Genomic DNA, 18,216 nt, shown 5'->3' on the forward strand with positions numbered 1-18,216 from the left:
AGGGTCAGCGCTTTTTTCTTGCAGCTTACCGATGCCCTTAAGGCTTCTTACGACCAAAGCCCGGACGCTGGCCAGAACCGGCCGGCGCGCCACGGCGCTTGCCCGACGGGGCATCCTTGTCGACCAGACCGATGCCCGGACGCTTCTTCGCCAGGCCCGGCTTGGCCGGACGCTTGCCGGCGTCAACCGGACGATCCGTAGTAGGTGCGCCACGGCCAGACTCGCCACGGTCACTGCGACCACCAGCAGGACGCGCTGGACGTTGACCGCGCTCACCTTCAGCCCGAGGTCCAGCCGGCTTGCGCGCAGGACGCTCGCCTTCCAGGTGCGGCTCGCGGGAGATACGACCGCCCGTGGCCGGCGCACCCAATGCTGGGCGCACGGTACGGACAACACGTTCGGTGCGGGCCACAGGGCGCGACGACTTACGCTGCATGCGTTCCAGCTTGTCTTTGCTCTTGGCGTTCATCTGCGGCATGGCCACAGGTGTCAGGCCCACTTCGGCACTCAGGATGTCGACTTCGTACTGGCTCATTTCGCGCCAGCGACCCATCGGCAGGTCGGAGTTGAGGAACACCGGACCGAAACGCACACGCTTCAGGCGGCTGACCACCAGGCCCTGGGATTCCCACAAGCGGCGCACTTCACGGTTACGACCTTCCATCACCACGCAGTGGTACCAGTGGTTGAAACCTTCGCCGCCTGGCGCCTGCTTGATGTCGGTGAAACGAGCCGGGCCGTCTTCCAGCACCACGCCGGCTTTCAGACGCTCGATCATCTCGTCATCGACTTCGCCGCGTACTCGTACTGCGTATTCACGGTCCATTTCGTAGGACGGGTGCATCAGGCGGTTGGCCAGCTCACCGTCGGTGGTAAACATCAGCAGGCCGGTGGTATTGATGTCGAGACGGCCGATGTTGATCCAGCGACCTTCTTTAGGGCGTGGCATCTTGTCGAATACGGTAGGGCGGCCTTCCGGGTCGTCGCGGGTGCAGATTTCGCCATCGGGCTTGTTGTACATAATGACGCGGCGCACCGATTCGGCGGCCTCTTCGCGCTTGATGACCTTGCCATCAATGGTGATAGCGTCGTGCAGGTCAACCCGCTGGCCAAGGGTGGCTTCAACGCCATTGACCTTGATCCGCTTCTGGGTGATCCAGGCTTCAACGTCACGGCGCGAGCCGACGCCGATACGGGCGAGGACTTTCTGCAGCTTTTCGCCTGCGGGGCCGATTTCCTGGCTGTCTTTCTGGTCTTGGTCACTCATCTTAAGCACCTCCCGGTGTGTCGATTCAGGCGTCGCCTGAAGAGATTGAAAGCTGGTCTCATGGCGAGCGCATCGCCAAAGGGTCGCGAATCATACGCGTAAGCCGCGCGCTGCGCATCAAAGACTAGCCGATAAGCGCCAGATCGTTTGCTTTACGCCGACCGGTGGGGCGCCAGGGCTGGAGCGAGCCTGCCCAAAGAGCCGGAGTGTTGCGCTGCAAACATTTGCAACTGCGGGTAGAACACCCGGAAATCCTCACTCAACGGCTCATACAAGGCCTGCAACTCTTGCATGGCATGGTCCAGTTCCTGCGGCCGGGTCAGGCGGCGGGAGATTCCCCGCAATACCTGCTCCATCACCGCAAACTCGCGATAAGAACCCAGCCAGTCATCCGCCGCCATATAAGGTGCGATCTGCGCCAGTCGCCCCGGTAGCGCCGGTTCTGCCGCCAGTACCCGATACACATCACAAGTGAAGCGCTCCAGGGGCTGATCGGCATACAACGCCCAATCCCGCGCCAGGCAGTGGTCAAAAAACACATCGAGAACGATTCCCGCATAGCGGCGCCGGGTCAGGGTAAACCGCGACAATGCTTCTCCCACCTGTGGGTGACTGTCGGTAAACCGGTCGATCGAGCGATGCAGCGCAATCGCCGACTCGATTTGCGGGCTGAACTGGCCTTGCAGGGGACCTTTGACGAAGTCGCCGTACAAACTCCCCAGCAGTTGAGCAGGCAGTTGGCCGCCCAGGTGCAGATGTGCGAGATAATTCATGGCGCGCAGTCTAGCACTGCCAGCAATGTATCGTTATAACCCGATATACCGATTTACTCTGATACAAGATCAAAATCATATTGGCGTATCGGAATATAACGATTTAAAGTTCGCCTTATCGCGATATAACGTTTTATCAAACCCGAGCACCACTGCCATGTCCATCGACCTCGACGAAATAATAAAAGCCCTGGCGCACCCAGTACGGCGAGACATTCTCAACTGGCTGAAAGACCCGAAAGTGCAATTCCCCGAGCAGATCCACAACCACGAATACGGCATCTGCGCCGGACAGATCGACCAGCGTTGCGGCCTGTCCCAGTCGACCGTATCGGCCCACTTGGCAACCCTGCAACGGGCGGGGCTGATCAGCAGCCAGAAGGCTGGCCAATGGCACTTTTTCAAACGCAATGAGGACGTGATCCAGGCCTTCCTCAAAGCACTCATCGAAGAACTCAGCACACCGCTGTAAAGGACCCGACAATGCCCCTCTCGTTACTCATCCTGGCCTTGAGCGCCTTCGCCATCGGAACTACCGAGTTCGTCATCATGGGCTTGCTGCCCGACGTGGCGGCCGACTTGGGCGTGTCCATTCCCGGCGCCGGCTGGCTGGTGACCGGCTACGCCCTGGGCGTGGCCATCGGCGCGCCCTTCATGGCACTGGCCACCGCCAGGCTGCCGCGCAAGGCCGCCCTGGTAACGCTGATGGGTATTTTCATCGTCGGCAATCTGCTTTGCGCCCTGGCCAGTGACTACAACGTGCTGATGTTTGCCCGTGTGGTCACCGCACTGTGCCACGGCGCTTTCTTTGGTATCGGTTCAGTGGTGGCGGCCAACCTGGTACCGGCCAACAAGCGCGCCTCGGCCGTGGCCCTGATGTTCACCGGCCTGACCCTGGCCAACGTCCTCGGTGTGCCGCTGGGAACGGCGCTGGGCCAGGAAGCTGGCTGGCGCTCGACCTTCTGGGCGGTGACCGTGATTGGCGTGGTTGCCTTGATCGGCCTGATCCGCTTCCTGCCGGCCAAGCGTGATGAAGAAAAACTCGATATGCGCGCCGAACTCAAGGCTCTCAAGGGCGCCGGTATCTGGCTGTCGCTGACCATGACCGCCCTGTTCGCCGCGTCCATGTTCACCCTCTTTACCTACGTCGCGCCGCTGTTGGGGGATGTCACTGGGGTTTCGCCCAAAGGCGTGACCTGGACCCTGCTGCTGATCGGCCTGGGCCTGACCGTGGGCAACATCATCGGCGGCAAACTGGCGGACAAACGCCTGGCGGCCACGCTGATCGGCGTGTTCATCAGCATGGCTGTGATCTCCACTGTGCTGACCTGGACCAGCGTCGCCTTGATCCCGACTGAAATCACCCTATTCCTTTGGGCCACCGCCTCGTTTGCCGCCGTGCCGGCGCTGCAAATCAATGTGGTGACCTTCGGCAAGGCGGCGCCCAACCTGGTGTCCACCTTGAACATCGGGGCCTTCAACATCGGCAACGCCCTCGGCGCCTGGGTAGGCGGCAGCGTGATTGCCCATGGTTTCGGCCTGACCAGCGTACCCCTGGCCGCTGCCGCCTTGGCGACCCTCGCGTTGCTGGTAACGCTGATCACTTTCCGTCAGGGCGGCAATGTCGACCTGGCCCCTGCGACTCACTGATCAACTTAAGAGAAGGGTGTTATCCCATGACGACTATTTTCGATCCGATCACACTGGGCGACCTGCAACTGTCGAACCGCATCATCATGGCGCCGCTGACCCGCTGCCGTGCCGATGCCGGTCGCGTGCCCAATGCGCTGATGGCTGAATACTACGTACAACGAGCGTCAGCCGGGCTGATCCTCAGTGAAGCAACTTCCGTGACGCCGATGGGCGTGGGTTATCCGGACACCCCGGGCATCTGGTCCAACGACCAGGTACGTGGCTGGGCCAACATCACCAAGGCGGTTCATGGTGCTGGTGGCAAGATTTTCCTGCAACTGTGGCACGTCGGCCGGATCTCCCACGAGTCGTACCTGAACGGTGAAGCGCCGGTAGCTCCGAGCGCCATCGCCGCCAAGGGCCACGTCAGCCTGGTGCGTCCGCTGGCCGACTACCCTACCCCGCGCGCCCTGGAAATCGCAGAAATCGCCGACATCGTCGACGCTTACCGTGTAGGTGCCGAAAACGCCAAGGCCGCCGGTTTTGACGGCGTGGAAGTCCACGGCGCGAACGGCTATCTGCTCGACCAGTTCCTGCAAAGCAGCACCAACCAGCGCACCGACAACTATGGTGGCTCCCTGGAAAACCGTGCACGCCTGCTGCTGGAAGTGACTGACGCGGTGATTGAAGTCTGGGGCGCCGGCCGTGTAGGCATGCACCTGGCACCCCGCGCCGACGCACACGACATGGGCGACGCCAACCTATCGGAAACCTTCACCTACATCGCTCACGAACTGGGCAAGCGTGGCATTGCCTTCATCTGCTCCCGTGAGAAAGAAGCCGGCGACAGCCTGGGCCCGCAACTGAAAGCGGCGTTCGGCGGTCCTTACATCGTCAACGAGCGCTTTACCAAGGACAGCGCCAATGCCTGGCTGACCTCGGGCAAGGCCGATGCGGTGGCCTTCGGCGTGCCGTTCATTGCCAACCCGGACCTGCCAGCTCGCCTGAAGGCCGATGCGCCATTGAACGAAGCACATCCTGAGACCTTCTACGCCAAGGGCCCGGTCGGTTATATCGACTACCCGACTCTGGCGCTCTGATCGAGCGAAAAAAAGCCCCGGTTCACAAGAACCGGGGCTTTTTTATGGAAGGTTGGATTGTCAGGTCGCCGCACCACTGCGATGCGTGCGACTCGCCTTGCAGGTGCATCGAAATGGCTAAGACCAACTTTCTGTAGCCGAGGTACGAGGCTGCGATAAGGGCCGCAGGACCTTCAGCAATTTCAAGGCCCAGGCGACTGCTGCGCAGCCGATCGCAGGCTGCGCCAGCGGCTACAAGTGACCGGTGGTCAACGGGCCTTTGTAGCCGCTGTCGAGGTACGAGGCTGCGATAAGGGCCGAAGGACCTTCAACAATCTCAAGGCCCACACGACTGCTGCGCAGCCGATCGCAGGCTGCGCCAGCGGCTACAGGTGATCGGTGATCGGCGGTCCTTGTAGCCGCTGTCGAGGCACGAGACTGCGATAAGGGCCGCAGGACCTTCAGCAATTTCAAGGCCCAGGCGACTGCTGCGCAGCCGATCGCAGGCTACGCCAGCGGCTACAAGTGATCGGTGGTCAACGGGCCTTTGTAGCCGCTGTCGAGGTACGAGGCTGCGATAAGCGCCGCAGGACCTTCAGCAATTTCAAGGCCCAGGCGACTGCTGCGCAGCCGATCGCAGGCTACGCCAGCGGCTACAAGTGATCGGTGGTCAACGGCCCTTTGTAGCCGCTGTCGAGGTACGAGGCTGCGATAAGGGCCGCAGGACCTTCAGCAATTTCAAGGCCCAGGCGACTGCTGCGCAGCCGATCGCAGGCTACGCCAGCGGCTACAGGTGATCGGTGATCGGCTTTTGTAGCCGCTGCCGAGGCACGAGGCTGCGATAAGGGCCGTAGGACCTTCAGCAATTTCAAGGCCCAGGCGACTGCTGCGCAGCCGATCGCAGGCTACGCCAGCGGCTACAAGTGATCAGTGATCGACGGCCCTCTGTAGATACCGTCTTGCCCGTCACCGGGCAAGAGCCAATTTCGGGTCATACATTTGGCCCTCTGTAGCCGCTGTCGAGGCACGAGGCTGCGATAAGGGCCGCAGGACCTTCGGCAATCTCAAGGCCCAGGCGACTGCTGCGCAGACGATCGCAGCAGTCACCAGCGGCTACAGGGTTTTTCGGCAAGCTCAAGATATGTGCAGATACCTATGGCCATCGCAGGCGAGCAGTTTCACACTTGACCCCGTCGTGCAGAAGCCGGGAAACACTCCTTCACAGCCTTGCAACAATATCGCTACAAAATACTTAGCCAACTACCTATCAACCAGGGGCCAGCCCGTATATAAAGTCACCCCAGAAAAATCTGGCCTGAGGCCGTTTACCGCCTAGAATCTTTACGGTTGACACAACTAGACTCAATTACGCATTTTGTCTCAATTGCGCAGGCCAGGGCTCAAGCGCAGCATGTCCAACCCGGTATCGACCCAGCGCTGCGCTTCCTGGTGCAATTGAAAACTGTCTGGGACCAGCAGCCACTGGCCGAGAACTCCATTGATGTACGCATGTATGCACACCGCCGCACGAACGGTGTCGAGGTTTTCCGGAAGCTGCCCGCGATGGACCGCGTTACGCAAGGTCAGTCCGATGCGCAAATTGCATTCGAGGCTGGCCGTCTGACGCTGACGACGCAGATCACACATTTCATCGGTGAATTCGCACTTATGAAACAAAATCTCATTAATGCGCCGGGTCTTCGGGTCCAGGGCCACTTGATGGAACAGATGAATCAGCAGCTTGCGCATACAGCCCAGCGGATCAACTTCATCCTCGCTCTCGCTAGCCCTGGCCAGTTCATCCAGGGGCTCGTGCAGCGTATCAAGCATCGCCTGCACCAGGTCGGCCTTGTTGCTGAAATGCCAGTAGATGGCGCCGCGCGTCACACCCGCCAACGCAGCAATATCCGCCAGCGTAGTGCGTGCGACACCGCGTTCGTAAAAGGCTTGCTCGGCGGCTTCAAGTATCTGGCTGCGCGTTTGCTGAGCTTCCTCTTTGGTACGACGAACCATGGCAGTAAAACCTCAATCAGAACACATGGGGTGATTAGTAACGATCACCTGAATAATTATGAGACGGCACCGTCATGGGTGCCGGGCGTACTAGAATCGAGGCTTTGGACCTGCTTTTGTAACGAATCGGCGAAGCCTGTCAAGAGTTTACAAACAGCCATGAACGTAAGTATATTGTGTAGCAAGCTACTTATCTACTCAATGCCTGTTTTTTACCCTTCCACATTTCTTGTGCGCACCCTGCGCGCCTGACCCGAGGATCTTCATGCAACTTAAGCCAGCTGTTACCGCTCTGGTCACTGCCGTCGCCCTGGCATCGCTGCTCAGCGGATGTAAAAAGGAAGAAGCGGCTCCGCCCGCTCAAACCCCTCAGGTCGGCGTGGTCACCCTTCAACCTCAAGCCTTCACCCTGACGTCCGAGCTGCCCGGCCGCACCACGGCCTATCGCATTGCGGAAGTTCGTCCACAGGTCAACGGCATCATTCTCAAGCGCCTGTTCAAAGAAGGCGGCGACGTCAAGGAAGGCCAGCAGCTCTACCAGATCGATCCGTCGGTCTATGAGGCCGCCTTGAAAAGCGCCCAGGCCAGCCTGACGCAGACCAAGTCGATCTCCGACCGCTATAAGCTGTTGGTCAACGAGCAAGCTGTCAGCCGCCAGGAATACGACACCGCTGTCGCTAACCGCCTGCAGTCGGAAGCTGACCTGCAAAGCGCCCAGATCAACGTGCGCTACACCAAGGTCTTCGCCCCGATTTCCGGGCGTATCGGCCGTTCTTCGGTCACCGAAGGCGCACTGGTCAGCAATGGCCAAACCAACGCCATGGCGGTGATCCAGCAACTGGACCCGATCTACGTCGACGTCACGCAGTCCTCCGCCGAAATGCTGAAACTGCGTCGCGACCTGGAAAACGGCCAACTGGAAAAATCCGGCGACAATGCCGCCAAGGTCAAATTGACTCTGGAAGACGGCAGCAGCTATGGCCTGGAAGGCAAGCTGGAGTTCTCCGAAGTGTCGGTCGATGAAACCACCGGCTCCGTGACCCTGCGCGCTGTATTCCCCAACCCAGACCACACCTTGTTGCCGGGCATGTTTGTCCATGCCCAATTGCAGGCTGGCGTGAACAGCAAGGCCATCCTGGCGCCACAACAAGGCGTGACCCGCGACCTCAGGGGTATCCCTACCGCGTTGATCGTCAATCAGGACAACAAGGTCGAGCAGCGTGAACTGGTAGCCAACCGCACTGCTGGTGCCTACTGGCTGGTGGAAAAAGGCCTGAATGCCGGCGATCGCGTGATTACTGAAGGCTTGCAATTCATCAAGCCTGGCATTGAGGTCAAGGTCACGGACGCTAAAAACGCCACGGCCGCCGGTACTGCTCCCGCTGCCGCTAATGGCAAAGGGGAGTAATTCATGTCGAAATTTTTTATCGACCGTCCCATTTTTGCCTGGGTAATTGCCCTGGTGATCATGCTGGTCGGGGCACTGTCGATCCTCAAGTTACCGATCAACCAGTACCCGGCCATTGCGCCAACCGCCATCGACATTCAGGTGACCTACCCAGGCGCGTCCGCACAGACAGTGCAAGACACCGTGGTGCAGGTCATCGAGCAGCAGCTCAACGGTATCGACAACCTGCGTTATGTCGCCTCGGACAGCAACTCCGACGGCAGCATGACCATCACCGCGACGTTCAACCAGGGTACCAACCCGGATATCGCCCAGGTTCAGGTACAGAACAAGCTGAACCTGGCCACCCCGTTGCTGCCTCAAGAGGTGCAGCAGCAGGGTATCCGCGTAACCAAGTCAGTGAAGAACTTCCTGATGGTGATCGGGCTGGTGTCGGAAGACGGCAGCATGAACAAGGACGACCTGTCCAACTACATCGTTTCCAACATCCAGGACCCGATTTCACGGACCTCTGGTGTGGGTGACTTCCAGGTCTTCGGCTCCCAGTACGCCATGCGTATCTGGCTCGATCCGGCCAAACTGAACAACTTCCAGATGACCCCGGTGGATGTCAGTACCGCCATCCAGGCGCAAAACGTACAGGTGGCCACCGGCCAACTGGGCGGTTTGCCTGCCCTCCCCGGCACGCAATTGAACGCCACGATCATTGGCAAGACTCGTCTGCAAACCGCCGAGCAATTCAGCAATATCCTGCTGCGGGTTAACGCTGACGGTTCCCAGGTTCGCCTGGGCGATGTAGCCCGCGTCGAGCTAGGTGGCCAGAACTACAGCATCAGCGCACAGTTCAACGGCAAACCAGCTTCCGGCATGGCGATCAAGCTGGCATCGGGCGCCAACGCCCTGGATACCGCCAAGGCCATTCGCGACACAGTGGCATCCCTGGAACCCTTCTTCCCGCCAGGCATGAAGGCAGTAGTCCCGTATGACACCACCCCGGTGGTGAGCGAGTCGATCTCCGGTGTGGTTAGCACCCTGGTCGAGGCCATCGTACTGGTGTTCCTGGTGATGTTCCTGTTCTTGCAGAACTTTCGCGCCACCATCATCACCACCATGACGGTGCCGGTGGTATTGCTGGGCACCTTCGGGATCCTCGCAGCCTTCGGCTTCACCATCAACACCCTGACCATGTTCGGCATGATCCTGGCCATCGGCTTGCTGGTGGACGATGCGATCGTGGTGGTGGAAAACGTCGAACGGGTAATGGCCGAGGAGCACTTGTCGCCCAAAGAGGCGACAGTCAAGTCCATGGGCCAGATTCAGGGCGCCTTGGTAGGTATTGCCCTGGTGCTGTCGGCGGTGCTGCTGCCCATGGCGTTCTTCGGCGGCTCTACCGGTGTGATCTACAAACAGTTCTCCATCACCATTGTCTCGGCGATGGCGCTGTCGGTACTGGTTGCACTGATCTTCACTCCGGCCTTGTGCGCCACCATGCTCAAGCCGATAGACCCGCAAAAGCACGGTCAACCCAAGCGCGGTTTCTTTGGCTGGTTCAACCGTACCTTCGACCGTAGCGTACTGAGTTACGAGCGCGGCGTTGGCAACATGATCAAGCACAAGGGGCCGTCATTCCTGGTCTACCTGCTTATCTTCGCCGGCATGATCTGGATGTTCACCCGTATTCCGAGCGCGTTCCTGCCTGAGGAAGACCAGGGGGTGATCTTTGCACAGGTGCAGACGCCAGTCGGTTCTTCGGCTGAACGCACCCAGAAAGTCATCGACGACATGCGCGCCTACTTGCTCAATGACAAGGAAGGCGAGCCGGGCGAAGGCAAGGCCGTGCAATCGGTGTTTACCGTAAACGGCTTCAACTTCGCCGGTCGTGGCCAAAGCTCGGGCCTGGCGTTCGTGATGCTCAAGCCGTGGGGCGAGCGGGACGCGTCACTGTCGGTGTTCGAGGTGGCCAAGCGGGCCCAGGGTTACTTCTTCCAGACCTTCCAGGACGCCATGGTTTTCGCCGTCGTGCCACCCTCGGTACTGGAGCTGGGTAACGCCACCGGTTTCGACGTGTTCCTGCAAGACCAGGGCGGTGTCGGCCATGACCAGTTAATGGCCGCCCGCAATCAGTTCCTCGGCATGGCGTCGCAAAGCAAGATCCTTGCTGGTGTACGCCCTAACGGCGTGAACGATGAGCCGCAGTACGAGCTGACCATCGACGACGAGAAGGCCAGTGCCCAAGGGGTCAGCCTGTCGAGTATCAACCAGACCCTGGCAATCGCCCTGGGTGGCAGCTACATCAACGACTTCATCGACCGTGGTCGGGTGAAAAAGGTCTACGTGCAGGGTGAGGCCGCGGGCCGGATGTCCCCTGAAGACCTGAACAAATGGTACGTACGCAGCGACTCCGGGAAGATGGTTCCGTTGTCGGCCATTGCCTCGGGCCAGTGGATCTTCGGCTCGCCGAAACTCTCGCGCTACAACGGTGTAGCGGCCATGGAGATCCTCGGTACGCCGGCACCTGGCTACAGCACCGGTGATGCCATGGCGGAAGTCGAGCGGATCGCCAAGCAATTGCCGGCAGGTATCGGCTATGCCTGGACCGGCCTGTCTTATGAAGAGCGGCTGTCCGGCTCACAGGCGCCAGCGTTGTACGCCTTGTCGCTGCTGGTAGTGTTCCTCTGCCTGGCGGCGCTGTACGAAAGCTGGTCGATTCCGATTGCGGTCGTGCTGGTGGTTCCACTGGGGGTCATTGGTGCCCTGATAGCGACCAGCATGCGAGGGCTGTCCAACGATGTATTCTTCCAGGTAGGGCTGCTGGTCACCATCGGCCTGGCGGCGAAAAACGCCATCTTGATCGTGGAGTTCGCCAAGGAGCTCCACGAACAGGGTAAAGACATTGTCGAGGCGGCCATCGAGGCGTCCCGGATGCGCTTGCGCCCCATCATCATGACGTCCATGGCCTTCGTCCTCGGTGTACTGCCGCTGGCGATCTCTTCCGGCGCAGGTTCAGGCAGCCAGCACGCGATCGGTACCGGGGTAATTGGCGGTATGATCACCGCCACTGTCTTGGCGATCTTCTGGGTGCCACTGTTCTTCGTAACCGTGTCATCCATCGGCAAGCGTAAAAAGACCGACACTACTGAAACTCCTAAAGAGGCTGGCCAATGAGCAAGTCGCTCCTTTCCCTGGCAGTTACGGCATTCGTGCTCAGTGGCTGCTCGTTGATACCTGACTACCAGCGCCCCGAAGCACCGGTGGCTGCGCAGTTCCCGCAGGGGCCGGCGTATTCGTCGGCCCAGGCGCCGGGCCAGGCCGCTGCCGAGCAAGGCTGGAAGCAGTTTTTCCATGACCCTGCCCTGCAACAACTGATCCAGACTGCGCTGGTGAACAACCGTGACCTGCGTGTCGCGGCCTTGAACATCGACGCCTACGCTGCCCAGTACCGCATCCAGCGCGCCGACCTGTTCCCGGCCGTTTCGGCCAATGGCAGCGGCAGCCGCCAACGGACACCAGCACGGATGTCGCAAACGGGTGAGGCGGCCATCGCCAGCCAGTACTCAGCCACCCTTGGCATCAGCTCTTATGAGCTGGACCTGTTCGGCCGGGTTCGCAGCCTGAGCGAAGAAGCCCTGCAAAAGTACTTCGCCACCGAAGAAGCACGTCGCAGCACCCAGATCAGCCTGGTAGCCAGCGTGGCTAACGCCTACCTGACCTGGCAGGCCGACAAGGAACTGCTGAAACTGACCCAGGACACCTTGGGCGCGTTCGAGGAGAGCTATCGGCTCACCTCTCGCAGCAACGAAGTCGGCGTGACCTCTGCCCTGGACTTGAGCCAGGCGCGTACCTCGGTGGAAAGCGCCCGGGTCCAACTGGCGCGCTACACCCGCCAGGTGGCCCAGGATGAAAACAGCCTGACCCTGTTGCTGGGCACAGGCCTGCCGGCGAATCTTGCCACCCAGCCACTGTCTGACGACCTGTTGAGTGAAGTCCCGGCCGGCCTGCCTTCGGACCTGTTGCAGCGTCGTCCCGACATCCTGCAAGCCGAGTACAACCTCAAGGCGGCCAACGCCAACATCGGCGCGGCACGGGCTGCATTCTTCCCGAGCATCAGCCTGACGGCCAATGCCGGTACGCTGAGCCCGGACTTGGGCGGCCTGTTCAAGGGCGGCTCGGGCACCTGGTCGTTCGCACCGCAGATCAACATCCCGATCTTCAATGCGGGCAGCCTGCGGGCCAGCCTGGATTACTCGAAGATCCAGAAAGAGATCAACGTCGCGACCTACGAGAAAGCGATCCAGACCGGCTTCCAGGAAGTCTCCGATGGCCTGGCGGCACGTGCGACCTACAATCAACAGTTGCAGGCCCAACGTGACTTCGTCTCCGCCAACCAGGACTACTACCGTCTGGCCGAGCGGCGCTACCGCATTGGTGTCGACAGCAACCTGACCTTCCTCGATGCCCAACGTCAATTGTTCAGTGCCCAGCAAACGCTGATCACTGACCGCCTGGCCCAACTGACCAGCGAAGTGACCTTGTACAAGGCACTGGGTGGTGGCTGGAACGAACAGACGGCGAAGAATGAGCCGTTGAAAGAAGAAGCGCCGAGCTTGAAGTTGTTCTAATAACACCCGCAACAACGAAGCCCACCACTTGGTGGGCTTTTTGTTGCGTGCAAGTGGACCACTTGTGTGAACGAGACATGAGCTTGCTGTATGTTGCCTCCTTCAATACCTATCGCTCACAACACGATGACAAGGATGATCATCACTGACCCCAGAGCCCTATGAAACTCATTGCCACTGTGCTTTCAACGTTATTGATCACCTTCAGCCTCAGTGGCTGCATTGGGCCCCCCATTGCCCTGACACCGCAGACCGAACAACGCTTGCAAGCCCAAGCACCGATCCGCTTTTTGTTGACCTTTGACGACGGTCCCAGTGCATCGGGCTATGCCAACCCCAGCCGTTCGGTGATCGCTGACCTGGCGAGCAATCCGCTGCTGCCCGGCATCAAGGCCATCTTCTTTGTGCAGACTGAAGCGTCACGGGCCGGTGGCAACGTTAGAGGCCGTAAAACCATGGAGCGCGAGCACGCAAGTGGCCATATCCTGGGGTTCCACACGGCCACGCCTTGGCACAGCAATCACCGCTTCCTCAATGACGAGGACCTGGAACGAACCCTCAGCCTCGGCTCGGCCCGCATTGCGTCGATCACCGGCGCCGCGCCCACCCTGGTGCGCCCACCCTTCTGGAATTACGACAAGCGCACCTTCGCCGCCTATCAAAGGCATGGCCTGCATATATTGCTGACGGATTTAAGTGCCAATGACGGCAAGATCTGGGGCTTCAATGGCAGCCCGCGGCGGCGAGCCAACCTGCTGCGGCAACTGTCGCAAGTGCGCGAGCGAATCGCCTTGGGTGAACTGCCGACCGTGGACCGCGTGGTCCCGGTGGTGGTGACCTTTCATGACATCAACCGCTACACCGCAAGGCACATGCAGGAATATCTGCAGATACTGATGGACAGCGCCCAGGCCACCGGCCTGCGCACCGCCGCCGAGCCGTTCTATACAAACAGTTCCGCACTGCAGCAAGCCGCCATGGCCCGTACGGTGGCTGATGTCAACGAAGTGGTGCATCTGCCGGGTATGTGGAACTGGCTGTGGGACGCTGACGCCCATTAATTGCGCTGAAAATTTTGGGAAACCTCGATAGTTTTACCATCGCAATCAATTGAAAAACTACCTAGCAGCGTCGAAACTTCTTTCAACAAGCCTCAAGGAACCAATCTTCGCAAAGATACCAACTTACTCTGTGCATTCATCAATAGACAAGGAAAGGCGATGATACCCCCACAGACGCCACTGCTCAGTTACCCGACAAGCCGCTCGACACCCACACTGAATGAAGAGGGCACACCGACAAACCCTACATTCATCCACGCAACGGTAACGGGCGCACCTGGAAAATATAAAAGCCTCTAAAAATTCACCCCAAGTACATCAATACCTCTTCTTTATTCAACGATAACAACATAACGATCACCCACGCATCCACATGGACAACTGAAAAAGATGGGAGCCGCTTTAATACAGAGCGCACTCTCTTAATCGAAACCGGAGACAACCCAGATACGATAAAACTCAAACACCTCCCCAACAATGAACTGTCCCTGGAAGTCAACAATCACCACTACCGGCTAAAACTAAGGCTTTCAGATCACTGGGATCACAACGTGCACATCCGTTCAAAAGGAGGCGATGACAAAATTTGGGTCGACCCGAATATCAACCTTTCCGTCACTGTTGACGGTGGCGCGGGCAATGACAGAATCGAGGCCCTGTCCAAGGGGTCAAAGAAGGTCTACGGCGGAGCCGGTGACGATCACATTACCCTGGGCGCTGGCACCGGGTATGCAGAGGGCAATGACGGTAATGACACCCTGTTAGGGGGTAGTGGAAAAACCGTGATGTACGGCAACAATGGAAAAGACTTGCTGATTTCCGGCGTGGGCGCCAAAGGCACATTCGCTCATATGGACGGTGGTAATGACGACGACTTGCTGATCAGTCAAAGTCCCTTCAACGTTGTGCATGGCGGTAACGGAAATGATCTTATGCTCGGTGTCGGTCGTACTACTTTCTATACGGGGCGCGGTCACGACACCGTTATATCCAACACTCAGGACGATAAAATTCATGCGTCCCCGGGTGATCGCATCAGCCGCGTTCCAGGGTCAACACTCACTCAAGTAAAAATCAGCGACGCCGGTAGTGAAGGACTCAACCTTCAAGGCAGCGAAACAGTCAAACAGCGTGCCCAGGATGATCTTGAGTTACTTCGACACTCGCCAACTGCGCAAAAAATGTTGAATGAATTGGACGCTGCAGCCAAACGTACTGGCGCGCCTATCAACATTATAGAGACGCACGACGGAACCCAATATTCTTTTGCCAACGATTTCACCCGAGAAACAGACCGCCAACTAAAAGATTATGACGATTTAGAAAACTTTGAAAAAGTAGGTTTCATAAAAAATGATATCCGAGGCTCACCTGCCAACGGCGCATCCATCTTTAACAACCCCAGCATCATTTATTCGCCGACCGAAGTCTCTCCGCTGGTTGACCTCTATCATGAAATGGCTCACGCCTATAATGGGGCTCATGGAACACTCTTGCCGGGCACGACCGAAAAAAGCGACCTCTTGGGGCCTGAGCCCAACCTGGAACGGCAAGCCATTGGCATAGAGACTGATGCCCCCGCTTTCGACTTTGACAATGACCCCACTACCCCACCGACAACGGCCAATCCAAAAGCCTTCACTGAAAATGGGCTGCGTGAAGAAATGGGGTTTCCATTGCGCGAAAAATTTTACATAGCGCCTCATGAAGAATGAGACGGACGCTTAAAAATGTGGGACGAGGTGGCTCTCAGGGTTGTTGCCGCGACTCCACCCCTAACTCATCCCACATCGACTCCGCGAGGTGAAAGGTCGCATTGGCCGCCGGAATCCCACAGTAGATCGCACTCTGCATCAGCACTTCCTTGATCTCGGCGCGAGTCACTCCATTGCTGGCGGCGGCTCGCAGGTGCAGTTTCAGTTCTTCACTGCGATTCATGCCGATCAGCATGGCGATGGTGATCAGGCTGCGGGTGTGCCGGGGCAGTCCCGGGCGCGTCCAGATATCACCCCAGGCATGGCGAGTGATCATTTCCTGGAATTGCGAATTGAACTCGGTCAGGGCATTCAGGCTGCGATCGACGTGCGCATCACCGAGCACTTCACGACGCACTTGCAGGCCGTCGGCGTAACGTTGTTTTTCGTCCACGAAAGACTCCTCAGCGGGCCAGCAGAAAGTCCAGCACCCGGCCGCTGAACGCGGCACCGGCCTGCACGTTGGACAGGTGTGCGGCGTAGAACTCGGCGTACTCGGCGCCCTTCACATGCGCCTGGATAAAGTGGCCACCGGACGGCGGTGTAACGGCGTCTTCAGAGCCGGCGATCACCAGGGTCGGGGCCTTGATCGACGACAATTGTTCACGGAAATCGGCATCACGCACCGCCGCGCAGTTGGCGGCATACCCTTGGGGTGATGTGGCCGCCAGCATGTCGGTGATCAGTTTGGCTTGATCGGGATGGGCTTGGGCAAAGTCCGCCGTAAACCAGCGGGCAATCGAGGCATCGCGCAACGCGAGCATCGCCGCCGAGCCATCCCGCAGGACCATTTCAATCCGTGGGTTCCACACCTCGGGTGTACCAATCTTCGCCGCCGTATTGCACACCACCAGACGATTCAGGCGCTCACCGGCATTGATGCCCAACCACTGCCCAATCAGGCCACCCATGGACAGCCCGCAGAAATGCGCCCGCTCGACATGCAGCGCATCGAGAAGTGCCAGCACATCCTTGCCCAACTGTTCAATGCTGTAGGGCCCCTCGCTGACCAGGGATTTGCCATGGCCACGGGTGTCGTAACGCAGCACTCGGAAATACTGTGTGAAAGCCGAAACCTGGAGGTCCCACATATGCAGGTCAGTGCCCAATGAGTTGGACAGCACCAATACCGGTGCATCTTCGGGGCCATCCAGTTGGTAGTTCAGTTCGCCATCAGCGAGTTGTACAAATGCCACAGCAGCCTCCTCAGGCAATTAAAGCAAAATGTTCAGCCACCGCACGAGTGACCCAAGTCTGCGCCTGGCCCAGGTAATGCGCCGGGTCCAGCAGGCGATCGAGCTCAGCGGCTGACAGCTCGGCAGTCACTTGCGGTTCGTCCGCCAGCACCGCCCGCAGGTGGCGCTGTTCGGCGACCGCGCGTTTGCAGCACTGTTCCAGTAGATGATGGGCGGTTTCACGACCCAGGCGTTGCGCAAGAACGATGCTGACCGCCTCGGCCAACACCAGGCCTTGAGTCAGGTCGAGGTTCTGCGCCATGCGTTCTGCGTCCACTTCCAAGCCTTCGCTCACCAGCAACGCCTGCTGCAAGGCACCGGAAACCAGCCGGCAAATCTCGGGCAAGGTTTCCCATTCGGCGTGCCACAAGCCCAGGCTGCGCTCATGTTCCTGGGGCATGGCACTGAACAGTGTTGCCACCAGCCCCGGGACGCGTGTCGCGGTACTGATCAATACCGCAGCGCCCACGGGATTGCGTTTGTGAGGCATGGTCGAGGAACCGCCTTTGCCCGGTGCCGACGGCTCGAACACTTCCGCTGCTTCGGTCTGCATCAGCAGGCTGATATCACGACCCAGTTTGCCCAGGCTGCCAGCGATCAAACCGAGCACGGCGGCAAATTCCACCAGGCGGTCGCGCTGGGTGTGCCAGGGTTGCTCCGGCAAAGTCAGTTGCAGCTCAGCGGCCAGCGCTTGGGCCACTGGCATGGCCTGCTCGCCCAAGGCCGCCAGGGTTGCAGAAGCTCCGCCAAATTGCAGCACCAATAGACGCGGCTTGAGCTCCATGAGGCGTTGTCGACTGCGGGTCACTGCGCCGAGCCAGCCGGCGATTTTCATCCCCAAGGTAACGGGCGTGGCGTGCTGCAACCACGTGCGGCCCGCCAAGGGGATCGCGATGTAGCGCTGGGCCTGGGCCGCAAGGATTTCACCCAAGTGTGCCAGGTCGCTTTCGATCAGTTCCACGGCGCTGCGCAGTTGCAGTACCAGGCCAGTATCCATCACGTCCTGGCTGGTAGCGCCCAAATGGACATACCGCTCGGCACCCGGATCTGCGCTGGCAATCAGCTTGCCGAGCGCCTTGACCAACGGAATCGCCGAATTCCCCGCCGTGGCAATCGCCTCGCCGAGGGCATCAATATCGTAGAGCGAAGCCAGGCACGCCTGGGCGATGGGTGCCACCGCCACTTGCGGGATCAACCCGACCTGAGCCTCGGCCCGGGCCAGTGCTGCTTCAAAATCCAGCATGCCCTGCACGCGGCCCTGATCGCAGAACACCTCGCGCATGCTGCGGGCCGTAAAATAGGCGTCGAACAACTGATTGCTCGTGCGCATTGTCATAAATCATCCCTAGGTGGCGCACGCCCTCAACGGCCGTGC

At 59.3% G+C, this 18,216-nt stretch carries 14 protein-coding genes; 8 read left to right on the plus strand and 6 right to left on the minus strand.

Going from position 1 to position 18,216, the window contains the following annotated elements; translation table 11 throughout:
* Positions 1-37 precede the first annotated feature (37 nt).
* Both rluB and GIR22_RS17225 read right to left on the minus strand, forming a co-directional pair.
* The gene (gene rluB, locus GIR22_RS17220; RefSeq protein WP_154744506.1) at positions 38-1,267 is read right to left on the minus strand and encodes a 23S rRNA pseudouridine(2605) synthase RluB; all 1,230 of its coding nucleotides are present in this window, start codon (positions 1,265-1,267) and stop codon (positions 38-40) included.
* Positions 1,268-1,419: 152 nt separating this feature from the next.
* Positions 1,420-2,040 (minus strand): acyl carrier protein phosphodiesterase, encoded by a 621-nt coding sequence (locus GIR22_RS17225; RefSeq protein ID WP_154744507.1) that lies wholly within the window; start codon positions 2,038-2,040, stop codon positions 1,420-1,422.
* Positions 2,041-2,197: 157 nt separating this feature from the next.
* Here GIR22_RS17225 and GIR22_RS17230 point away from each other — a divergent pair, with 157 nt between their 5' ends.
* Genes GIR22_RS17230 through GIR22_RS17240 form a run of 3 tightly spaced genes read left to right on the plus strand, consistent with a single transcriptional unit; the run spans position 2,198 to position 4,772 of the window.
* On the plus strand, positions 2,198-2,512 hold the full coding sequence (locus GIR22_RS17230) for an ArsR/SmtB family transcription factor (RefSeq protein WP_154744508.1): 315 nt from the start codon (positions 2,198-2,200) through the stop codon (positions 2,510-2,512).
* Between the two features lie 11 nt (positions 2,513-2,523).
* The gene (locus tag GIR22_RS17235; RefSeq protein WP_154744509.1) at positions 2,524-3,690 is read left to right on the plus strand and encodes an MFS transporter; all 1,167 of its coding nucleotides are present in this window, start codon (positions 2,524-2,526) and stop codon (positions 3,688-3,690) included.
* A 26-nt stretch (positions 3,691-3,716) separates the two neighbouring features.
* Positions 3,717-4,772, plus strand: coding sequence for an alkene reductase (locus GIR22_RS17240; RefSeq protein ID WP_154744510.1), 1,056 nt, complete (start codon positions 3,717-3,719; stop codon positions 4,770-4,772).
* 1,359 nt (positions 4,773-6,131) lie between these two features.
* On the opposite strand, the gene GIR22_RS17245 is transcribed toward GIR22_RS17240, so the two are convergent.
* The gene (locus GIR22_RS17245; RefSeq protein ID WP_154744511.1) at positions 6,132-6,764 is read right to left on the minus strand and encodes a TetR family transcriptional regulator; all 633 of its coding nucleotides are present in this window, start codon (positions 6,762-6,764) and stop codon (positions 6,132-6,134) included.
* A 265-nt stretch (positions 6,765-7,029) separates the two neighbouring features.
* Here GIR22_RS17245 and GIR22_RS17250 point away from each other — a divergent pair, with 265 nt between their 5' ends.
* From GIR22_RS17250 to GIR22_RS17270, 5 genes are all read left to right on the plus strand, one after another.
* Positions 7,030-8,172, plus strand: a complete 1,143-nt coding sequence (locus tag GIR22_RS17250) for an efflux RND transporter periplasmic adaptor subunit (RefSeq protein WP_154744512.1) — start codon at positions 7,030-7,032, stop codon at positions 8,170-8,172.
* Positions 8,173-8,175: 3 nt separating this feature from the next.
* Positions 8,176-11,337, plus strand: coding sequence for an efflux RND transporter permease subunit (locus GIR22_RS17255; protein ID WP_154744513.1), 3,162 nt, complete (start codon positions 8,176-8,178; stop codon positions 11,335-11,337).
* Positions 11,334-12,791: an AdeC/AdeK/OprM family multidrug efflux complex outer membrane factor gene (adeC, locus tag GIR22_RS17260; RefSeq protein WP_154744514.1), complete on the plus strand. Its 1,458-nt coding sequence runs from the start codon at positions 11,334-11,336 to the stop codon at positions 12,789-12,791. The genes GIR22_RS17255 and adeC overlap by 4 nt, the downstream gene beginning before the upstream one ends.
* 161 nt (positions 12,792-12,952) lie before the next feature.
* On the plus strand, positions 12,953-13,852 hold the full coding sequence (locus tag GIR22_RS17265; protein WP_154744515.1) for a polysaccharide deacetylase family protein: 900 nt from the start codon (positions 12,953-12,955) through the stop codon (positions 13,850-13,852).
* 551 nt (positions 13,853-14,403) lie between these two features.
* A complete protein-coding gene (locus GIR22_RS17270) occupies positions 14,404-15,567 on the plus strand; it encodes a M91 family zinc metallopeptidase (RefSeq protein WP_154744516.1) in 1,164 nt (387 codons plus the stop codon).
* Positions 15,568-15,601: 34 nt separating this feature from the next.
* On the opposite strand, the gene pcaC is transcribed toward GIR22_RS17270, so the two are convergent.
* From pcaC to GIR22_RS17285, 3 genes are read right to left on the minus strand one after another with little or no spacing between them, the layout of a single operon-like run.
* Entirely contained in the window at positions 15,602-16,000 is a 399-nt protein-coding gene (gene pcaC, locus GIR22_RS17275; RefSeq protein WP_178122323.1) for a 4-carboxymuconolactone decarboxylase, read from the minus strand.
* Between the two features lie 10 nt (positions 16,001-16,010).
* Positions 16,011-16,802: a 3-oxoadipate enol-lactonase gene (gene pcaD, locus GIR22_RS17280; protein ID WP_178122324.1), complete on the minus strand. Its 792-nt coding sequence runs from the start codon at positions 16,800-16,802 to the stop codon at positions 16,011-16,013.
* A gap of 10 nt (positions 16,803-16,812) precedes the next feature.
* A complete protein-coding gene (locus GIR22_RS17285; RefSeq protein ID WP_154744518.1) occupies positions 16,813-18,177 on the minus strand; it encodes a 3-carboxy-cis,cis-muconate cycloisomerase in 1,365 nt (454 codons plus the stop codon).
* Positions 18,178-18,216: the final 39 nt, after the last annotated feature.

Source organism: Pseudomonas karstica (assembly GCF_009707515.1).
Taxonomy (GTDB): domain Bacteria; phylum Pseudomonadota; class Gammaproteobacteria; order Pseudomonadales; family Pseudomonadaceae; genus Aquipseudomonas; species Aquipseudomonas karstica.